This is a genomic window from Saccharopolyspora antimicrobica (genome assembly GCF_003635025.1).
Classification (GTDB): domain Bacteria; phylum Actinomycetota; class Actinomycetes; order Mycobacteriales; family Pseudonocardiaceae; genus Saccharopolyspora; species Saccharopolyspora antimicrobica.
This window is the reverse complement of sequence record NZ_RBXX01000002.1, coordinates 7,270,784-7,288,377: the sequence shown is the minus strand read 5'-3', so window position 1 is coordinate 7,288,377 and position 17,594 is coordinate 7,270,784. Positions and strand designations below refer to the sequence as shown.

18 protein-coding genes are annotated in these 17,594 nt (G+C 71.8%); 5 read left to right on the top strand and 13 right to left on the bottom strand.

Annotated elements, in window-relative coordinates; translation table 11 throughout:
• Positions 1-240 precede the first annotated feature (240 nt).
• The 5 genes from pqqE to pqqA form a co-directional block, all read right to left on the bottom strand.
• Positions 241-1,371 carry a pyrroloquinoline quinone biosynthesis protein PqqE gene (gene pqqE, locus ATL45_RS34550; RefSeq protein ID WP_093146915.1) on the bottom strand — a complete coding sequence of 377 codons (1,131 nt, stop codon included), beginning with the start codon at positions 1,369-1,371 and terminating at the stop codon, positions 241-243.
• Entirely contained in the window at positions 1,364-1,642 is a 279-nt protein-coding gene (gene pqqD, locus ATL45_RS34545) for a pyrroloquinoline quinone biosynthesis peptide chaperone PqqD (protein ID WP_093146914.1), read from the bottom strand. Before pqqD ends, pqqE begins: the two co-directional genes overlap by 8 nt.
• The gene (pqqC, locus tag ATL45_RS34540) at positions 1,642-2,340 is read right to left on the bottom strand and encodes a pyrroloquinoline-quinone synthase PqqC (protein ID WP_093146913.1); all 699 of its coding nucleotides are present in this window, start codon (positions 2,338-2,340) and stop codon (positions 1,642-1,644) included. The genes pqqD and pqqC overlap by 1 nt, the downstream gene beginning before the upstream one ends.
• The gene (gene pqqB, locus ATL45_RS34535; protein ID WP_093146912.1) at positions 2,337-3,236 is read right to left on the bottom strand and encodes a pyrroloquinoline quinone biosynthesis protein PqqB; all 900 of its coding nucleotides are present in this window, start codon (positions 3,234-3,236) and stop codon (positions 2,337-2,339) included. Before pqqB ends, pqqC begins: the two co-directional genes overlap by 4 nt.
• Before the next feature lie 66 nt (positions 3,237-3,302).
• The gene (gene pqqA / locus ATL45_RS34530) at positions 3,303-3,416 is read right to left on the bottom strand and encodes a pyrroloquinoline quinone precursor peptide PqqA (protein WP_235863879.1); all 114 of its coding nucleotides are present in this window, start codon (positions 3,414-3,416) and stop codon (positions 3,303-3,305) included.
• Between the two features lie 338 nt (positions 3,417-3,754).
• On the opposite strand from pqqA, the gene ATL45_RS34525 reads away from it, so the two are divergent.
• From ATL45_RS34525 to ATL45_RS34510, 4 genes are all read left to right on the top strand, one after another.
• A complete protein-coding gene (locus ATL45_RS34525) occupies positions 3,755-4,387 on the top strand; it encodes a HEAT repeat domain-containing protein (protein ID WP_093146911.1) in 633 nt (210 codons plus the stop codon).
• Positions 4,388-4,480: 93 nt separating this feature from the next.
• Positions 4,481-5,263 (top strand): NPP1 family protein, encoded by a 783-nt coding sequence (locus ATL45_RS34520; protein ID WP_093146910.1) that lies wholly within the window; start codon positions 4,481-4,483, stop codon positions 5,261-5,263.
• Positions 5,264-5,349: 86 nt separating this feature from the next.
• The gene (locus ATL45_RS34515) at positions 5,350-6,021 is read left to right on the top strand and encodes an HAD family hydrolase (RefSeq protein ID WP_170210425.1); all 672 of its coding nucleotides are present in this window, start codon (positions 5,350-5,352) and stop codon (positions 6,019-6,021) included.
• Positions 6,021-7,214 (top strand): MFS transporter, encoded by a 1,194-nt coding sequence (locus ATL45_RS34510; protein WP_093146908.1) that lies wholly within the window; start codon positions 6,021-6,023, stop codon positions 7,212-7,214. The genes ATL45_RS34515 and ATL45_RS34510 overlap by 1 nt, the downstream gene beginning before the upstream one ends.
• Before the next feature lie 108 nt (positions 7,215-7,322).
• On the opposite strand, the gene ATL45_RS34505 is transcribed toward ATL45_RS34510, so the two are convergent.
• From ATL45_RS34505 to ATL45_RS34475, 7 genes are all read right to left on the bottom strand, one after another.
• A complete protein-coding gene (locus tag ATL45_RS34505) occupies positions 7,323-9,608 on the bottom strand; it encodes a translocation/assembly module TamB domain-containing protein (protein WP_246025720.1) in 2,286 nt (761 codons plus the stop codon).
• Positions 9,609-9,714: 106 nt separating this feature from the next.
• Positions 9,715-10,722 carry a hypothetical protein gene (locus tag ATL45_RS34500; protein ID WP_093146906.1) on the bottom strand — a complete coding sequence of 336 codons (1,008 nt, stop codon included), beginning with the start codon at positions 10,720-10,722 and terminating at the stop codon, positions 9,715-9,717.
• Positions 10,719-11,021 (bottom strand): type VII secretion target, encoded by a 303-nt coding sequence (locus tag ATL45_RS34495; RefSeq protein ID WP_093146905.1) that lies wholly within the window; start codon positions 11,019-11,021, stop codon positions 10,719-10,721. The genes ATL45_RS34500 and ATL45_RS34495 overlap by 4 nt, the downstream gene beginning before the upstream one ends.
• Positions 11,021-11,440 carry a YbaB/EbfC family nucleoid-associated protein gene (locus ATL45_RS34490; protein WP_093146904.1) on the bottom strand — a complete coding sequence of 140 codons (420 nt, stop codon included), beginning with the start codon at positions 11,438-11,440 and terminating at the stop codon, positions 11,021-11,023. Before ATL45_RS34490 ends, ATL45_RS34495 begins: the two co-directional genes overlap by 1 nt.
• Before the next feature lie 87 nt (positions 11,441-11,527).
• Complete coding sequence (locus tag ATL45_RS34485; protein ID WP_093146903.1) at positions 11,528-12,346, bottom strand: ESX secretion-associated protein EspG; 819 nt, start codon at positions 12,344-12,346, stop codon at positions 11,528-11,530.
• The gene (locus ATL45_RS34480; RefSeq protein WP_093146902.1) at positions 12,343-12,690 is read right to left on the bottom strand and encodes a hypothetical protein; all 348 of its coding nucleotides are present in this window, start codon (positions 12,688-12,690) and stop codon (positions 12,343-12,345) included. The genes ATL45_RS34485 and ATL45_RS34480 overlap by 4 nt, the downstream gene beginning before the upstream one ends.
• A 20-nt stretch (positions 12,691-12,710) precedes the next feature.
• Positions 12,711-13,835 (bottom strand): hypothetical protein, encoded by a 1,125-nt coding sequence (locus ATL45_RS34475; RefSeq protein WP_093146901.1) that lies wholly within the window; start codon positions 13,833-13,835, stop codon positions 12,711-12,713.
• 359 nt (positions 13,836-14,194) lie between these two features.
• Here ATL45_RS34475 and ATL45_RS34470 point away from each other — a divergent pair, with 359 nt between their 5' ends.
• Positions 14,195-14,944, top strand: a complete 750-nt coding sequence (locus tag ATL45_RS34470) for an aminoglycoside adenylyltransferase domain-containing protein (protein WP_143121554.1) — start codon at positions 14,195-14,197, stop codon at positions 14,942-14,944.
• Positions 14,945-14,958: 14 nt separating this feature from the next.
• Here ATL45_RS34470 and ATL45_RS34465 read toward each other — a convergent pair whose 3' ends face one another.
• Positions 14,959-17,484, bottom strand: a complete 2,526-nt coding sequence (locus ATL45_RS34465) for a helix-turn-helix domain-containing protein (protein WP_093146899.1) — start codon at positions 17,482-17,484, stop codon at positions 14,959-14,961.
• Positions 17,485-17,594 lie beyond the last annotated feature (110 nt).

The window sequence follows — 17,594 nt, the reverse complement described above, 5'->3', positions numbered from 1 at the left end:
CGCTCGTTTTGGTAGATCGAATTGTTCGGTAATCCCCCTTTGTGGTCACTGCGGCTCCGAATTCGATCAGAGGGGCGCTGATCCAGTTCGCGAGAATTGCGATCAAGGGGTGGGTGAAATGATCGAGCGCATTTGTTCTTGGTCGTCTCAATTGTCGATCGATCAATTATTCGCGAGCTGTGTTGATCGTCCACTGCGGACTCTTCGAGGGGTGGCCGGGCACGGCGATCCAGGCCGCGCCTAGTCGTCCAGCACCGTCCCGGGGGCGCCCCGGTCGAGCCGCGACGGCGTGTCGCGCGGGTGCGGGCGGGGCGTCAGGACCACGTCGACGGGCCGGCTGGAATTGGCCGCCCGGACCGCGTCGGCGACGAGCCCGTGGTCCGGCGACAGCGCGCAGACCGGATCGGTGCGCGAGGCGTCGCCGGTGAGCAGGAACGCCTGGCAGCGGCAGCCGCCGAAGTCGGTGTCCCGGCGCGAGCAGCTGCGGCACGGCTCGCCCATCCAGTCGGTGCCGCGGAAGTGCTGGAACACCGGTGACCGCGACCAGATCCACTCCAGCGAGTGCTCCCGCACGTTCGCGCGCGGCAGCGGCAGCTCCTGCGCCGCCGGGCAGGGCAGGACGTCGCCGTTGGGCGCCACGGTCAGCTGGCGCCGGCCCCAGCCGCCCATGCAGGGCTTGGGGTAGCGGCTGTAGTAGTCGGGCAGCACGTAGATGATCTCCATCCGCCCGGCCAGCCGCTCCTTCGCGGCGCGCACCGCCACCTCGGCCCGGTCCAGCTGCGCCCGGCTGGGCAGCAGGCCGTCGCGGTTGCGCCGTGCCCAGCCGTAGTACTGGGTGTTCGCCAGCTCGATGCGGTCGGCGCCCAGATCCTCGGCCATGGCGAGGATGTCGGCGATGCCGTCGATGTTCAGCCGGTGCAGCACCACGTTCAGCGTCAGCGGCCAGCCCAGCTCCTTCACCAGGTGAGCGGCGGCGATCTTGCGCTGGAAGGAGGCGGTACCCGCGATCCGGTCGGAGAGGCCGGCCTCGTGGGCCTGGACGCTGATCTGCACGTGATCGAGCCCGGCGGCCCGCAACTCCACCGCGCGCTGCTCGGACAGGCTCAGCGCGCTGGTGATGAGATTGGTGTACATGCCGAGTTCGCGGGCGCTGCGCACGATTTCCACCGCATCGCGGCGCAGCAGCGGTTCCCCGCCGGAGAGGTGCAGCTGCAGGACACCCAGCTCGCGGGCTTCGGCCAGCACCCGCTGCCACTGCGCGGTGTCCAGCTCGTCCTGGTAGTCGGCCATGTCGAGCGGGTTGGAGCAGTACGGGCAGCGCAGCGGGCAGGCGTAGGTGAGCTCGGCGAGCAGGCCGAAGGGGCTAGGCATCCCGGACCTCCAGGTACCGCTTGCCGATCAGGCGGGTGAGGAACTGGGCGACGTCGCCGGGCGCCACGTGCTCGTAGCGCCCGCGCAGCTCCTGGACGATCTCCGCGACGCTGCGCTGCCCGTCGCAGAGTTCGAGGATCGCGGCGCCGGTCGGGTTGAGCACCGACACCGCTTCCGGCGCCAGCAGCAGGTGCTGCTCGCGGACCCGGTCGAAGGTCACGCGCACGTGCGAGGTCAGCTCGGGGCGGCTGGACGGGTGCACGACCGGCATCAGGACGGCTCGGCGACGTCGGGATACGCCCGGTCGATGCCGTCCAGGACGCTCCAGAGCACGTCGCACTTGAACGACAGCGCGTCCAGCGCACGAGCCTGCTCCGCCTCGGTGCGGCAGTGCTCGGTGACCACTTCCATCGCGTGCTCGGCGTCGCGGGGGGCCTGGGTCAGCCGGGACCGGAAGTAGGCCAGGCCGTCGCGCTCGATCCACGGGTAGTGGCGCTCGAAGGCCGCGAGGCGCTCGGCCATCAGGTCCGGGGCGAACAGCTCGGTCAGCGACGAGGCCACCGCCTCGACCCACGGCCGGGTGCGGGCGAAGTTCACGTAGGCGTCGACGGCGAAGCGGACCCCGGGCGCGACGTGCCGCTCGTCGAGCACCTCGGCGCGGCTGAGCCCGACCGCTTCGGAGAGCCGCAGCCAGGCCTCGATGCCGCCTTCCTCGCCCACCCGGCCGTCGTGGTCCAGGATGCGCTGGACCCACCGCCTGCGGACCTCCCGGTCCGGGCAGTTGGCCAGGATCGCGGCGTCCTTGCGGGGGATGTTCTCCTGGTAGTAGAAGCGGTTGGCCACCCAGCCCCGGATCTGCCGCGGGTCGAGCAGACCCGCGTTCATCCTGACGTGGAACGGGTGCTGGTGGTGGTACCGCTGCGAATGGGCCCGCAGCGCTGCGGTGAAGCTGTCGGTGAGCGCGGTCACGATGTCAACCGCACCTCCAATCCGTCGGTCGCCACTTCCACGCCGTGCTGCTCGACGGTGCGCCGCTCGGGCGAATCGTCGAGCAGGACCGGGTTCGTGTTGTTGAGGTGCACGTAGATCTTGCGCTCGGCGGGCAGCGCGGCCAGCCGCCGCAGGCTGCCGTCCGGGCCGGCGATGGGCAGATGTCCCATGTCGCGCGAGGTCTTGCCCGCCAGTCCGAGCCGGATCATCTCGTCGTCGTGCCAGCAGGTCCCGTCGACCAGCAGGCAGTCGCCGCCGGCCAGCTCGTCGAGCACCGCGGGCGTGAGCTCCTGCACGCCGGGCAGGTAGACCGCGGTGCGCCCGGTGTTCGCGTCGGTGAGCCGGTAGCCGACCACGCGGCCGTGCTCCCGGCCGGGGCCGAACCGGTTGCGCTTGTTCGTCGGCACGTCGAAGGCCCGGTAGGACAGCCCGCCGCCCAGCTGGGTTTCCGCGCCGGGCACGACCTCCCGCCAGGTCACCGCGCAGTAGGCCTCCAGCGTGCGCAGGATCGCGGTTGCGCGGCAAAGGGTTTCCCGCACCGCGGCGGTGGCGTGCAGCTCGACGGACTTCGCCTCGCGCAGCAGGAGCAGCCCGAGGGTGTGGTCCAGCTCGGCATCGGTGAGCAGCACCGCCTGCAGCGGCGTCGCTCGTCCCGCGCCCGGTCGCAGCGCGGGGAACGCCTCGATCTGGGCGCGGATGTCCGGTGAGGCGTTGAACAGGAACCACCGCTGGTGGTCGGCGCTCACCGCGATCGACGACTGGGTCCGGGGTCGGGCCGGACGGGAACCCGCGCGCACCGCGCGGCAGTTCGGGCAGCCGCAGTTCCACTGCGGAAAACCACCACCGGCCGCCGATCCGAGCACCCGCAACCACATCCGTGGCTCCTCGCTGGAAGTTCGGGCGGGCACCGGGCCGCACGCCCGGCACCCGCGGTGCGGCTGCTAGTCGTCCAGCTGCGCGACGTACATCGTCACTTCGGCGGCGCAACCGACCTCTTCGAAGTCCGGTGTCTCCCAAGCCAGGAGTTCCGGCCGCGCGGCAGCGGATTCCATCATCTGACCCCTTTCTCTGCCGGATTCCCGGACGAGCGAGCCCGGCCGGGAGTGGAAGGTGAGCAGGGAACCCCGTGGGGGTGACCCGACCATAACGGGCGAGCGGCCCCCGACCCAGGTTCCCCACCCGACTGGCTCAGCGGCTCCGAGCGCGCCGACGGTGCGTGGCCGGTGCGGAAATGTCCTGTGGGCAGCGCTTATATCCGATCGAATGTCCAATGTGGCCGGATGCGGGGTCGGATGCTACGCCTGCTAGGCGTCGATCCGCTGCTGCAAATGCGAGCCGGTGGCCGCCGGTGTGTAGATTCGGCCACCGATCAGCGCAGCAGGAGGGGCGGTTCGTGGCGGACGGTTACTACTTCAAGAGGATGGTCTTGCGCGATCCGGCGCACGAGCCTGGGCCGGATGGCGGCGTCGTGCTGCTCGATCCGGCTGGCGGCGGTCAGCTGCCGCGCGCCGAATCGATCGCACGGGCCGGGAAGTGGCCGCTCGTCGAGACCAACGAGGGCGACCCCGACGCGGAGTACCAGTGCTTCCGCACTTGGGGAGCGGCTCCTGGACTCTGGATGAGCTACCTGGAGGACCTGAGCACCCGCACCTCGGTGCTGATCGTGTTCGGACCGGACGAGGCCGATGTGGGGGAGCTCAGCCGCCGGGTGCTGCTCATGTTCAGCTTGCGGTCGTACTCGCGCGAGGAGCTGCTCTCGATGCCGGGCCATGGGGACGAGCGGGAACGGATCAAAGCCGTTCTGCGCGCCGCGCTCGCGATGGGGGACACCTTCGACGAGGAGCTCTTTAGCGTGATCTCCAGCGCCTCCCGCGATCCTCGGGAGATGGTCCGCGTCGCCGCGGCCTGGTCCACGACGTACCTCTCGTGCCCCCAATCGCTGAACATGCTGGAGACCATGGCGCGGACCGACCCGGACGACCAGGTCCGGCACCAAGCCGACGACCTGCTCGCGCAGTACCGGTAGCGCGGTCGGCGAGAAGTCGCCAGCGGTGTTCCGGCTCTTCCGGCGCCGCACGTAGGGTCGAGCTGATCTTCGCGTGCCGACCAGGAGGCCGACATGGGTGCTGCGCGCCGGAAACCGACCAGCGGATTCGTCGCACGGGCGCTCGTCGGCGCCTCGGCGCTGCTCCTCGTGCTGCCGCCGGGCTCGGCCTTCGCCGAACCACCGCAGGCGCTGCCGGGCTCGGCCCCGGATGCCGACCGCAAGTGGCAGCCCGCGTTCGACTACGACGGCGACGGCTGCTACCCGACGCCGGCGATCGGGCCGGACGGCACCGTGGCCGAAGGCCTCAAGCCGTCCGGGCCGCTCGACGGCGACTGCCACGACGAGTCCGACCTGGACAACACCAACTCCTACTCGCGCGCCAAGTGCGATCCGAGCGGCTGGTGCGCCTACCTCTACGACCTGTACTTCGAGAAGGACCAGGCACTCGGCGGCGTGGACGACGTCTTCGGGCACCGGCACGACCTCGAACACGTCGTGGTGTGGGTGCACGAGGACCGGGCGAAGTACGTCTCCACCTCCGCGCACGGCGACTACTCGACCTATCCGGCCGAGAATGTGCACTGGGAGGGCACTCACCCGAAGATCGTCTACCACAAGGACGGCGCCAGCACGCACGCCTTCCGGCTGGCCAAACCCGGTGAGGAACCGGAGAACCACCACGGCACCTGGCAGTACCCGCCGCTGGTGGGCTGGGAGAACTACCCGGAGGGCATCCGCGAGAAGCTGACCTCGGCGGACTTCGGCAAGGCGAGCCTGGGCATCAAGGACGGCGCCTTCGAGGACAACCTGGCCAAGGCGAAACCGGACGGAATCCCGTTCGACCCGCACGGCTGACCCGGCGGATGCCCGGTTGCTGCCCTGGTCCTCCCGCACGGTGTCCGGTTGACTGCCGGGCGAAGCGGACACCGAGGAGGGCGACCGTGGCGGTCAACGAGGCCGGAGTGCGGACGGCGCACGTGGTGTGGGACTGGAACGGGACGTTGTTCGACGACGCCGACGCGCTGATCCAGTCCACCATCGAGGCGTTCGAGGTGACCGGGGCACCACCGGTCACCGTCGAGCAGTACCGCAAGCAGCACACCCAGCCGATCGACGTGTTCTACGACCGGCTGTTCGGCGCACCGGTACCACCCGATGTGCGCAGCGCGCTGCACGCGGCGTTCCACGAGGCTTACTCGCGGCGCAGACCTTCGCTCTCCCTCGCGGTGGATGCCCTTGAAGTGCTGGGCGCGATCGCCGCGCGGGGCCTGTCGCAGTCGTTGCTGTCGATGCACCCGCACGACCGGCTCACCGCGCTGGTCGACCGGTTCGGCATCACCGCGCACTTCGCCCGCATCGACGGCCAGCGCGGCCCGGACCGCGGCTTCAAGCGCGCACACCTGGCCGAGCACCTCGCGGAGCTGGGCCTGACGGCCGGCGATGCGCTGCTGATCGGCGACAGCGTCGACGACGCAGTCGCGGCCAAGGCGCTCGGAATGCGGTGCGTGCTCTACGCGAGCGGGCTGCACGCCACCGAAGTGCTTGCCGAGCAGGGAGTTCCGGTCGTCACCTCGCTGCGCGAGGCGATCCGGCTCGCGATCGGGGAGGCCTGATGAGCGCCGGAACCACGACGACGACCAGCACCGGCTCGGTCGTGGCGGTGCTGCGATCCCGTTACGTGCCGAGACTGCTGTCGGCCTCGCTGATCGGGCGGCTGCCGACCGGCATGGCGCCGCTGGCGATCCTGCTGACCGTCCGCGAGAACGGCGGCGACTACCGGCTGGCCGGTCTGCTCGCCGCGCTGTACGCCGGGAGTGCAGCGGTGTGCGGCCCGGTGCTCGGACGGCTGATCGACCGGACCCGCCAGGTCCCGGTGCTGCTGGCCAGCGCGGCGACCTCGACCGCGGCGTTCCTGGTCCTCGGCCTGGTCGACCCGGTCCGCTCGGTGGCGATCGGCGCGGTGGCCGCGGTGGTCGCGGGTGCGGCGACTCCGCAGCTGGAACCGTGCCTGCGCGTGCTCTGGGAGCACGTCGTGGTGGGCGAGCACAACATCCGCGCGGCGTTCTCGCTGGACGCGGCCACGCAAGAGCTGATCTTCGTGTGCGGGCCGCTGGCGGTCCTCGGCGTGACCGCGTTCGGCGGACCGTCCGCCGGTCTGCTCGCGGCAGCCGCGGTGGGAATGCTCGGCGCAGCGTGGTTCGCCACCGCCCGCCCGGCCCGCGTCTGGCGAGGCACGCACGTGGAACGGCACTGGGCCGGACCGCTGCGCGGCGCGGGTGTGCTCCGCCTGTTCGCCGCGCTGGTCTGCGTGGGCGCGACCATCGGCGCTTTCACCGTCGGCATCACGGGATACGCGGAGGTGGCGGGAAGTTCCTCCGCGGCAGGCCTGCTGATCGCGCTCAACGCGGCAGGTGCGCTGGTCGGCGGGATCGCCTACACCGCGGTGCCCGTGGCGCACCGCGAAGACCGGCGGCTGCTCGTGCTCCTGGCCCTGCTCGCGCTGGGCTACCTGCCGCTGGTACTCGTGCTGAACGTGCCCGCGATGGCGGCATTCGCGGTCCTGAGCGGATGCGCGCTACCACCGGTGCTGGCCTCGGCCTTCGCCCTGATCGCCCGCATGGCCCCGGAAGGAACGCTGACCGAAGCGCACGCCTGGATGATCACGTCGTTCGGAGTCGGCAACGCACTCGGCTCAGCAGCGGCAGGCACCCTCCTGGACCTGGTCTCACCGGCGGCGGCGTTCACCCTGGCGGTGGCGTGCGCTTGCATCGGCACGATCCTCACCATCCGCCGCCTGCTCACCTGACGCCCGTGGTCATCCGGGAGTTGGTCGATTTCGCGAGAAACTGGAATTTGTGTTCGGGGTGACGGTCGATTTCGCACGGAATCGACACCTTCCCCGCACCACGGGTGGTCAGCGTTCGCGGTGGAGTGCTCGGCTGAAGCCCGCGGCGACCGTGGTGGCCAGGGTCCAGCCCGCTGCCACCAGGGCTACCGTGACCCACTGGGAGAGGCCTCGGGCCTGCCACATGTCGTCGTGGCCGAGGCTCACCACCGGCAGCATCTGGTCCAATGTGTACAGCAGCGGGTTCCACACCGGGCGGTCCTGCTCGTTGACCGGCACCAGCGGGTGGAAGCCGAACCAGGCGGTGCCCACCACCGCGAACGCGGCCAGCCAGCCCACCGCCCGCATCGGCCGGTACCCGTAGCCGACGGTTGCCCGCTGCAGCCAGCTCCACAGCCGCACCGGCCAGCGCAGGCCGGGCCGCGCGGTGCGGGCGATCGCCGCGTAACGGTGGCGCTGCTTCTCGATCAGCACCGCGATCGCGTGCTCCTCCAGCCCGTTGCTGCGGAAGACCTCGGCGAGCTGGTCGTAGGTCCCCGGCTGGTAGGCGCCGCCCGCGGTGGCGCGCAGCCAGCTGAGGCGCTGGCCAACCCGTTCCCGGTCGTCGAGCTCGAAGGACTCCGCGAAGTTCTGGTAGGCGAAGTCCTCGCAGTCCACGCCGCCGCTGGACTCCCACACCGCGGAGTTGTCGGCGAGCAGTTCGCACTGGGCCTGCCGCAGGGTGATCCGGCCGCGCGGCGGCGTGCGCGGCAGCAGCGTGAGCTCCTGGGTCTGCACCCCGGAGGCGTTGAACGCCGTGCGCGACGCGCCGTCGCCGAGCTCGCAGCCCGAGAGGTTGACGTGCCGCCCGATCTGCGACCAGCGCAGCTGCACGGTGCCCTCCGCGGAGAACACCCGATCACCTTCGGCGCAGACCAGGTCGCGCTCGATGCGCGCCGCGCGCAGGTCCAGCGATGGCTTGTAGTTGTTGCGGTGCAGGTGCCAGGCCGGTTTGGTCAGCCGCGAGCCGCGCAGGTCGATGCTCGCGCCGATCTGCGCGCCCGGCAGCTGCAGCGAGCCGACGAGCTCGGCGTCCCGGCACTCCAGGTTGCTGCCCACCGCGAGCCTGCTGCCCACCAGGACGTCGGTGCGCGGGCCGGTCAGCTGCGCCCGGGTGAGCTGCACGCTGCCGCCCACCTTGACGTCGGTCATCCGCCACTGCCCGCGCACGTTCACCGACCGCGCGTCGATGTTGCCGGAAACCCTGGTGCCGTCCAGGTTCACCGCGCGCAGCGGGTGCAGCACCGACTCGGCGGGGGAGCGCAGCCAGCTCACGTCGACGACGGCTCCGGTCATCCGCAGGTTGCCGCCCACCACGGCGCCGACCAGGCGCAGCGTGCCGCCGCTGCGGAACTCCTGGTCGAGCTGGACCTCTCCGCGGACCTCGCAGCGGTCGGCGATCAGCGCCGCGGTCGGGTCGTCGTAGTGCGAGTTGCCGGGATCCGGCGGCCGGACACCAGGTTCCAGCACGGCGTCCCGCAGCCGCAGGTCACCGGAGATGTGCGCGCTGGGCAGCCGCAGCGTGCCCGCGGAGGTGAACAACCGGCCGGTCCCCGGGTCGGCGTCCAGCCGCAGCGAGCCGCCGATGCGGATGCCGGTGGCGTTGATCGCGTTGCCGCCGCGGTTGCGCAGGGCGGCGCCGGACAGCGTCAGGTTGCCGCCGATCTTCGCGCCGGGGATGCGGATCTCACCGGCGGTGCGCAACCGGATTCCCAGCAGCGCACCGGAAACCGACAGGCGGTCGGCGTAGACGCAGCGCTGGCCGGGATTGCGCAGTTCGCTGTCGTTGAGCAGCAGCGAGCCGCCGAGATCGGCATCGGCCAGGTCGAGGATGCCGCCGACGCTGGCGCAGTTGCGCAGCACCACGTCGTTGCTGACCGCGAGGTTTCGCGCGTGCATCCCGGGGAACCGGCAGTGCCACAGCACCAGCCCGGCGAGCCGGGCCTGCCGCAGGTCGGGCGCGTTCTCGAAGCGGCAGCCGACGAACTCCAGCAGGTAGGGCAGATCCACGTTGCGCAGGTCCAGCTGCCCGGTGATCGTGGCGTGCTCCACGACGATCACCAGCGGCTGAGTGCCGCGCCGGGTGAACAGCCGGCTGCCGTCCTCCAGCGATTCGATCAGCCGGGCCGCGAGGTACTCGCCGCGGATCTGCTGCTCTGCGTCGGGGACGCTCGCGGGCTCGGCCTGGTCGGCGGCCGACTCCGCCGTCCTGCCCTGCGCCAGCAGCTCATCCAGCCGGCGCTCGGCGTCGGTAAGGGGTTCTGCGGTGTTCCTCGCCCAGCCAGTCAATGTTCGTCCCATCGACCACGAACTCACCGCACCCACCGTAGTGGACCGGCGACCCGGCGGAGACGTGATTCACCCCGCACGCGCAACGACGTGCCACCGCCGGGGCGGTGGCACGTCGCAGGTCGCTGCGGGATCAGGCGCTGCCGGGCGGATCCGTCCGCTCGTCGGACCAGGACAGCGACGGCGGCGTGATGGTCGCCGTGAACGTGATGCCCGGTGCCGGGGTGTCGGACGTCTCGGGTTCCGGCGTGGCGTCCTCGGCCGGCACCGGGAGGCTGCCGGACATCGAGGTGTTGCCGGTCGTCGGCAGAGCGCTCGACGTCGGCGTGCTGCCCGACGTCGGCCCGGTGCTGGAAGTCGGTGTGCTGCCCGACGTTCCGCTCGACTGCTGCACGAGCTCGCTGATCGTGGAGATCGAGTCGGTGAGCGCGCTGACCGCCTTCGTCGCCGTGCCCACGTGCTGCATCAGGTTCTGGGCGCTGGAGAGCAGCTGCTGCATCACCGCCACGATCCGGCCGCCGTACTCGGCCGCGACCTGCACCGCCTGCGGGATCGCCGCCGCCACGCTGGCGCCGAAGGTCGCCGCCGCCGCGGCCATCGCCTGGTTGAGGATCATGATGATCCGGCCGGTGGCCTCGGTGATCAGCGTCGTGACCTCCTGCAGCGCCTTGGCCGCGGCTTCACCGGCACCGGTCGCCGCTTCGGCCAGCGCCACGCTCGCGTCGCCGAGCCCGGCGATGCCGTCCACCAGCTCCGCCCCGGTCTTGAGGTACCCGGCGGCGGCGTCGCCGGACCAGCCGCTGATCTCCGGGCCGACCGACTGCTGGTAGGAGTCGGCGATCGAGGAGACGTTGCGCCCGGTGTCCTGGAAGCCCTGCGCCCCGGCGGAGACCGAGCTGGGGTCGCCGGTCAGCTGCTGCAGCGGTTCGCCCAGGAACGACACCGACCCGGTGATGAAGCCGAACCCGGATTCCGACAGCGCCGAGAGCGGGTCGCTCGTCGAAGCGAGCGAGCTCATCCCGGGGTTCTCGCCGCTCAGACCACCGGAGAGCCAGTTGCGGTCGCGCACCGCCGCGATCGTCGACTTGAGCTGTTCGAGCTCCTCCGGCCGGGTCGCGCCGATCGTGATCTGCACCGTCATCGCGAGTCCTCCTGGAGCAGCCGCACCGCGTTGTCGTCATCGGTGCGCTCGTAGTCCTCGGCGGTGCGCACCAGCGCCGAGCTGACCGCCTCCACCGCGGAGGAGGCCTGCGCGATGGCCTGCCCGGTCTGGGCCATGGCCGAGCCCAGCCCGGCGGTGAGGAAGCCCAGGAAGGTGCCCAGCGAGTTCTCCGCCGGGCCTGCCGGCACCGCGCCGGCCGCGTCGGACAACCCGCTCGCCAGCCCGGCGACGGTGTTCGCGTGCGCCCGGATCTGGGCGGGATCGACCTGCAGGTCCATCAGACGATCACCACCGGGTTGGCGAAGAAGTCGTCGTCATCGTCGCCGGCCGGGTGGCGCGCGCCGGCCTCGACCCCGGCGGCGGGCGGCATGTTCTCCTTCACGAAGTCCAGCGCAGGGCCGTCGCCGACGTACTCGGTCATGATCTCCACGACCTGCGCCCCGACGGTGCGCTGCGCCTCCTGGGAGGTCGTCAGGATGAGCTGCGCCAGCTGCTCGGCCTCCATCGCCCGCGCCGCGGGGGTGAGCCGGATGTCCTCCATCGCGCCGCTGGGCCCGACCTGGACGGTGATCTCACCTCGCGGCGAGGCCGCGGTCCCGCTCATCTGGCGCAGGCTCTCGTTCGCGGCCTTGGCGTCCGCGGCGGCCTTGGCGAGCCGCTCGTCGTAGCCCGCCAGCCACTGAGCTGCTGTTTCCACCTTTTCCCTCCGTAAGAGCCTGTTGGTGCTTGCGTGGTCGCTGAGCCGGTGCGCGCGTCCTGGCCGGGAAACCGGCTCAGCTCCGCGTCACCGCGGCTCGCGGGCGATCCTGGCCAGGTCTTCGACCGCGAACCGCACGTCGTTGGGCCGCATCGGGTTGACGCTCACCCAGCCGTGCTTGGCAGGCACCACCCGCACCCGCCCGCGCGGACCGTCCAACCAGGACAGTTCGGCACCGGCCCGGGTGTTCTCGCCCGCGTCGCGCCGGGTCGCCCCGACCTGCCCGCGACCGGTCAGCACGGCCAGCAGCCCGGCGAGCTGGTCGAGCGCGTTCGGGTCCCCGCCGCAGTCGCGGACGAGAGCGCGCAGCCGCTGCTCCTTCTCCCGGTCGTCCTCGATCTCGCCGACCAGCTGACCGGCGGTGACCACCGCGCGTTCGGGCAGCGTGATCGGCATCGTCCGGGCCGGTGCGACGTCGGGGACGAGGTCGAGCAGCGCGTCGGTCAGCGCGTCCGCCGCGACCCGGTGGATCCGCACCGGCTGCGCCGGGTCGTTGTCCAGCCGCTGCACGCAGATCAGCGCCCAGGACCGGTAGACGATGGCCACCACCGCGGTCACGCCGGTCTCGTCGACCAGCACCAGGTCGACCGTGCCGCGGTGCTGGCGCAGGGCGGTGACCAGTTCACCGGCAGCACCGGCGGGCCCGTCCTCGTCGGCGAACCCGCGCAGCCGGAGGGTGTGGCCTGCGGTGGCCAGCAGCACCTCCCGCTCACCGGCGATGCGGCCGAAGGACGGCACGCGCAGCGGGAACGGCAGCGGCACCCCGGCGTGCGTGGACAGCAGGTCCAGCTCGACCTGCCCGAATTCGATGGGAGCGGGTGCGCGCCGCGCGGACGCCGTGGTCATGCCTGGTCACCACCGGTGTCGCGCAACGCCTGCGCGGCGTTGTCGTCGGAGGCGAGGTAGCCGCTGACGGTTTCGCCGAGCGCGGTGCGGAAGTTGTTCAGCTCGGTGTCGGCCGCGCTGATCTCGCCGCTGAGCCCGGACCGGCCACCGGCTTCGCGCAGCCGCATCGCCAGGTGGATCGCCGGCGGCGCGGTGCCCAGCTGCGGCAGCCGCTCGGCCAGCCTGCCCGCCGAGCCGACCAGTCCGGTGGTGCGCTCGCGGAGTCCGGAAAGCGCCTCGACCTGCGCGGAAAGTCCCTGCGGGGCGACCTGGTAGCCGTGTCCCGCTGCTGCTTCGGAAGTCAACGTTCGCTCCTGTGCTGCGCTCAGCCGATGACCGGGGCGCTGGCCGGCCGGTCGTCGTCGAAGAGTTTCTGGTCGATGGTGGGCAGGCGGTTCTCGTGCAGCTGCTCGTCTTCCTCCTCGCCTCGCCGCGCACCACCAGCACCGGGCATCATGCTGCCGCTTCCCGTGCGACCGGCCAGGCCGCCGAGACCACCGGAGCGCGCCAAAGCGGCGTCCAGCGCGCCGAATCCGCTACGCGCCCCACCGCCCAGCTGCTCCGCGCCGACCAACCGGCCCCACGGCACGCCGCCGCCACTGCCGCTGCCCGCACCACCGCTGAACCCGGCGGCGGTGGTCGATGCGGGGGAGTTGAACCCGGCGGCCTCCAGGGAGCCGGGCGGCGCGATGGCCTGGCTGCTGTTGCGCAGGCTCGCCTCGTACTGCTGCATGACGTGCACCGCCTCGGCCTTCTTCTGCGCGGCCGCGACGTTGGACATGAACAAGCTGCCGCCGCCGGCCGCCACCGCGCCGATGGCGGCGCCGATCGCGGCCCCGGGAGCGGCGCCGATGCCACCGGCACCCGCGCCGACGATCCCGCCGATGACCGCACCGGCGCCGGCCCCGGCCATCGCGCTGGTCAGCGCGGAGCCGGTCGGGTCGCCGGGTGGTGGTGGCATCGTGTTGCGCGCGACCGCGAGCGCGTCGCCGGCCTCCTGGGTCGCGCCCTGCACGGTGCCCGCGCGGTCGCTGATCCCGGAGGTGCGGTCGCCGAGCTCACCGAGCTGGCTGGTGGCCAGGCCGGCGGACTCGCTGCTCCAGTTGGTCTGCATGGCGTTGCGCTCGTGCCGCATGGATTCGGCGTGGTCGGCCAGCTCGGTGCGGTGCTGCCCCCACTCGGCCGCCATCGAGCTGACATCGCCGACATCGGCGTTCTGCCAGAGCATCTGGTAGAGCTCTTCGTGGGAGTAGGAGTTCCAGTTGGTGCCGTCAGGTGGGATCGGCGAGCCGAAGTAGCCCTCCCAGACGTTGCGCAGGGCGTCCACGACCGGCACCGCCAGCGCCCCGGCGGGGCCGGCCTGCGCCAGCGCGGAGGTGGCGGCCGCGGCGAGGTCCTGCACACCTGCCGACGCGGTATCGATGAGGTTCGCTGCGGATTCGTCGCTCATCTGCGGTTTTCTGCCTCCCAGTACGGCGCGCGGCTGCATGCGCCGAACACGGCCAACGAGTTTCAGTGGGGCGCGCGTGCTGCGCGCCGGAACGTGCCCGCCTCCCCAGACGCGGGCTCCTACTGAGATCACCAGAACCGGGCGTGGGAAACATCCGCAACATTGCTGATGTTCACGGATTTCACGCTGACCTGCGAAGATCAAGAGGATAACGGGACGAATCGGGCGGGCGGCGATGTCCGCGACCGGCCGTCAGGACGCCGGAACCGCTTCGGTTACGTACGAAACCTCCCCGAGGACGAGCAGTCCGGCGGCAGCGGGCGAACAAACGGCTCGACCACGGACTTATAGTCGCGATCGTGGACGCGGTTGTGGAGGACTACGCAGGCAACGTCGCATCCGCGATGGCGGCGACGCTGGGCTCGCGCTTGGTGGGCGTCTACCTGCACGGCTCTGCGGTGCTCGGCGGGTTCGACGCACGCCGCAGCGATGTCGACGTCCTCGTCGTCTGCGAAGGTCCGATGACGGCGGTCGAGAAATCGGCCGCCGCGGAGAGGCTGAGCCGCGAGCGCCTGCCGTGCCCCGCGCACGGGCTGGAGCTGAGCATCGTCACCTTCTCGGCGGCCCAGCACCCCACGGCACGACCCGCGTTCGAGCTGCACGTGACCACGGCACCGGAGGACACCAAGTACGTCGACGGCCACGATCGCGAGGGAGATCCCGACCTCCTGCTGCACTTCGCCGTCTGTCGCAGTGCCGGGCGGCTCCTCGGCCCCGGACGCCCGGCGCCCGAGGTGTTCGCCACGGTCGCCGAGGACCTGATCCTCGCTCAACTGGCGCGCGAGCTGCGCTGGAGCACCGGACACGCTCCCGGGGAGTACGCGGTGCTCAACGCCTGTCGGGCATGGCGGTTCGCCGTGGACGGCGCTCTCGTGTCCAAGATCGACGGGGGTCGGTGGGCGCTTGATCGCGTGTCAGGCCCGGACGGCGAGCTGATCCGAACCGCCCTGGACCGTCAACGCCGCCTCTCCGCCGCAGAGCTCGACCCGCGCGCCGTCCAGCGGTTCGTCGACCACGCCCTCTCCCGTCTCACCGAGACCTCGGCATAGCGTCCACCGCGAGCTCAGCTGCGGCGCTCGAAGCCGAGGACGATCTCGACGCGCGATGCGTAGCCGAGCTTGGCGAGGATCTTCGACACGTGGGAATCGACCGTCCGGACCGACACGATCAGCCTCTCGGCCACCTCCCGGTTGGTCAGGCCCTGGGCGACCAGCTCGGCGACGCGGTGTTCGGCCGCGGTGAGGCTTTCCCAGCCGTGCTTGGGTCTCCGGCGCGGACCGGTCGCTCCGCGCCGGACGCCGAAGGCGCGCAGCTCGGCGTCGGCGCGGTGGATCTCGCCGGCGGCGGCCAGCGCCGTGAAGCGCTCGATCGCGGTTCGGTAGGCGGCCCGGGCGTCCGCCGATCTGCCGGACGCCGCAAGCACTTTCGCCGCGTCCTGCGCCGCCCGGGCGGCGGTGACCGGTGAACCGTTCTCGGCGAACTGCTGCGCCGCGTCGAGCAGCAGGTCCACATCGCTGTCGAGCAGGCCCTGGCAGTAGGTGAGAGCGCCGCGCTCGCCCAGCGAATCGCCGGTGACCAGCTCCTGCATGTGCGCCACCACGCGTTCGGCCAGCTCGCGATCGCCGCTGCCGACCGCGATGCGCACGATCCGCGCACCGATGGTGCTCACCGCGTGACCGTTGTGCACGCCCACGTCGCCGTTGGCGAGGGTGCGCACGATCTCCAGCGCTCGCTGGGAATCGCCTTCCGCATCGGCGAGCACGGCGTGGCCGATCGCGGTGATCTGCTCGTAGAAGAGGGCGACCCCGCGGGGTTCCGCGCCCTTGGCCAGCTCGGCGTGCGCGCGGGCGGCGGGGAGGTCGCCGCGGTGCACCAGGATGGCGATGGCGATGGCGTGCAGCGGGCCGTCGAAGCCGTGCAGGTCGGGCAGCGCGGTGGCGGCTTCGATCTCGGCCAGGGATTCGTCCCAGTGGCCGTTGTTGAACAGCGCGAGCGCGGTGATGGTGTGCAGCCAGACCAGCAGGCCGGTGCCGAGCTCGCGCGCGAGCGGGCGTGCCTGCGCGGCGGTTTCCAGCGCCGCCCGCTCCTGGCGCAGGTCCTGGACCACCGCGCGCAGCAGGCGGGTCATCAGCCGTTGCCCGCGGTCGCTGGCGGCGATCTCCAGCAGCGCATCGGCCTGGTCCAGCAGTTCCAGCGCCCCGGTCAGGTCGCGGAACACGAACCGGCCGATGGCCTTGATGTTGAGCAGGTACAGCGCGACGACCGGGTCGTCCGCGGCGTGCGGTTCGGCGATGTCGAGCGCGTGCTCCACCCCGGTCAGGTCGCCGACGAGCAGCCGGGCGAGGGCGTCGAGCACGGCCAGCCGCGGCGGCAGCTCGCCGTGCTCGCGCTCCGGCTCCAAGGCCTTCGCCGCTCCCCCGGGATCCATCGCACCGATGCGGAGCAGGACGAGCACGGCCCGCGACCGGCGCCGGACCGGCGCGTCCGGACGAGCCATCAACGTGGTGCGCGCGGTGTGCTCGGCAGCGTCGAGCCGCCCGGACCACAGCTGCGCCTCGGCCAGCGCCGCCCGCAGCGGCAGCAGATCCGGATCGCCCGGCACGAGGTGAGCGACGGCGCGTTCGAGGAGGTCCACGAGCCCAGGAGTGGGATCGGCGGCCAGCTTCTCGGCGTGCCGGCCGAGCCATGCCGCCAGCCAGGCGTCCACCGGCGCGTGGACCAGCTGCTCGACGACTGCTTCGGGCGGAGCGTTCCGGCTGATCAGAGCCTTCGCCGCGGTGGTGCGCAAGGCCGCCGACGTCGCTGCCACGTCGTCGCGCACCACCGCGTGGCGCAGCCGCACGACACCATCGGTGACTTCGGCCAGCCCGAGCGCGGCCAGCCGCTCGGCACCGGCCAGCACCTCGGCCGGGGGCGATCCGACCGCCGCCGCCAAATCCTCCACGCACGCGCGATCGGCCAGGATCGCGGCGAACCGCAGCAGCGCGGCATCGGAGCCGGCCAGCCCGGTGGCCCAAGCGGTCACGGTCTGCGCGCGGTTCTCCGCGGTGAGCTGGGCCAGCAACCACGGGTTTCCGGCCGCTCCGGCTGCCAGCCGTCGCAGCGACTCGGAGGGCTCCGCGCCGGTGAGTTCGGTGAGCAGTGCGTGCACCGAGGCGTCGTCGAGCGGGAGGAGGTCGTGCACCGCGGCAGTGCGTTCGAAGTGGGTGAAGCGTTCCGGTGCGGCACCGCGATGCCGTCCGGCGACCACCAGCAGCGATCGCCCGCTCAGCTCCTCGGCGAGGTCGTGCAGCGCGAGCAGCGTCGCGTCGTCGGCCCGGTGCAGGTCGTCGATGACGACAACGCCGCTCTCGGGCCACTGCGGGGGAACGCCCTCGGACAGCACCGTTGTGCCGTGCGGGGGCAGGACCGCGATCCGGCGCACCGGAAGTCCGGTGCTCCGCATCGCTTCGGCGTGGGCGTCCAGCAGAGCGGACAGGCCGAGCCCGGGATCGGCGCGAACCACGAGCAGTCCGCCGTACCCGTCCTGCGCGGCGATCGCAGCGTCGGCGAGTCGCCGCAACGACTCGTCCCTGCCGAACAAACCCACCCGAGCCCCCGATCCTGAGAGCAGGGAGCTTAGACCAGCCGGAGGGCCGGTTCGGGCGAAATGGCGGAACTGGTTGTGCGGTCTCAGCAGTGCACGAGGTGTCCACAGAG

What these genes read in the sequence shown, in the direction of transcription:
- pqqE (WP_093146915.1), bottom strand. Translation starts at nt 1,371, where the DNA reads ATGCCTAGCCCCTTCGGCCTGCTCGCCGAGCTCACCTACGCCTGCCCG.
- pqqD (WP_093146914.1), bottom strand. Translation starts at nt 1,642, where the DNA reads ATGCCGGTCGTGCACCCGTCCAGCCGCCCCGAGCTGACCTCGCACGTG.
- pqqB (WP_093146912.1), bottom strand. Translation starts at nt 3,236, where the DNA reads ATGTGGTTGCGGGTGCTCGGATCGGCGGCCGGTGGTGGTTTTCCGCAG.
- pqqA (WP_235863879.1), bottom strand. Translation starts at nt 3,416, where the DNA reads ATGATGGAATCCGCTGCCGCGCGGCCGGAACTCCTGGCTTGGGAGACA.
- ATL45_RS34520 (WP_093146910.1), top strand. Translation starts at nt 4,481, where the DNA reads ATGGGTGCTGCGCGCCGGAAACCGACCAGCGGATTCGTCGCACGGGCG.
- ATL45_RS34510 (WP_093146908.1), top strand. Translation starts at nt 6,021, where the DNA reads ATGAGCGCCGGAACCACGACGACGACCAGCACCGGCTCGGTCGTGGCG.
- ATL45_RS34500 (WP_093146906.1), bottom strand. Translation starts at nt 10,722, where the DNA reads ATGACGGTGCAGATCACGATCGGCGCGACCCGGCCGGAGGAGCTCGAA.
- ATL45_RS34495 (WP_093146905.1), bottom strand. Translation starts at nt 11,021, where the DNA reads ATGGACCTGCAGGTCGATCCCGCCCAGATCCGGGCGCACGCGAACACC.
- ATL45_RS34485 (WP_093146903.1), bottom strand. Translation starts at nt 12,346, where the DNA reads ATGACCACGGCGTCCGCGCGGCGCGCACCCGCTCCCATCGAATTCGGG.
- ATL45_RS34475 (WP_093146901.1), bottom strand. Translation starts at nt 13,835, where the DNA reads ATGAGCGACGAATCCGCAGCGAACCTCATCGATACCGCGTCGGCAGGT.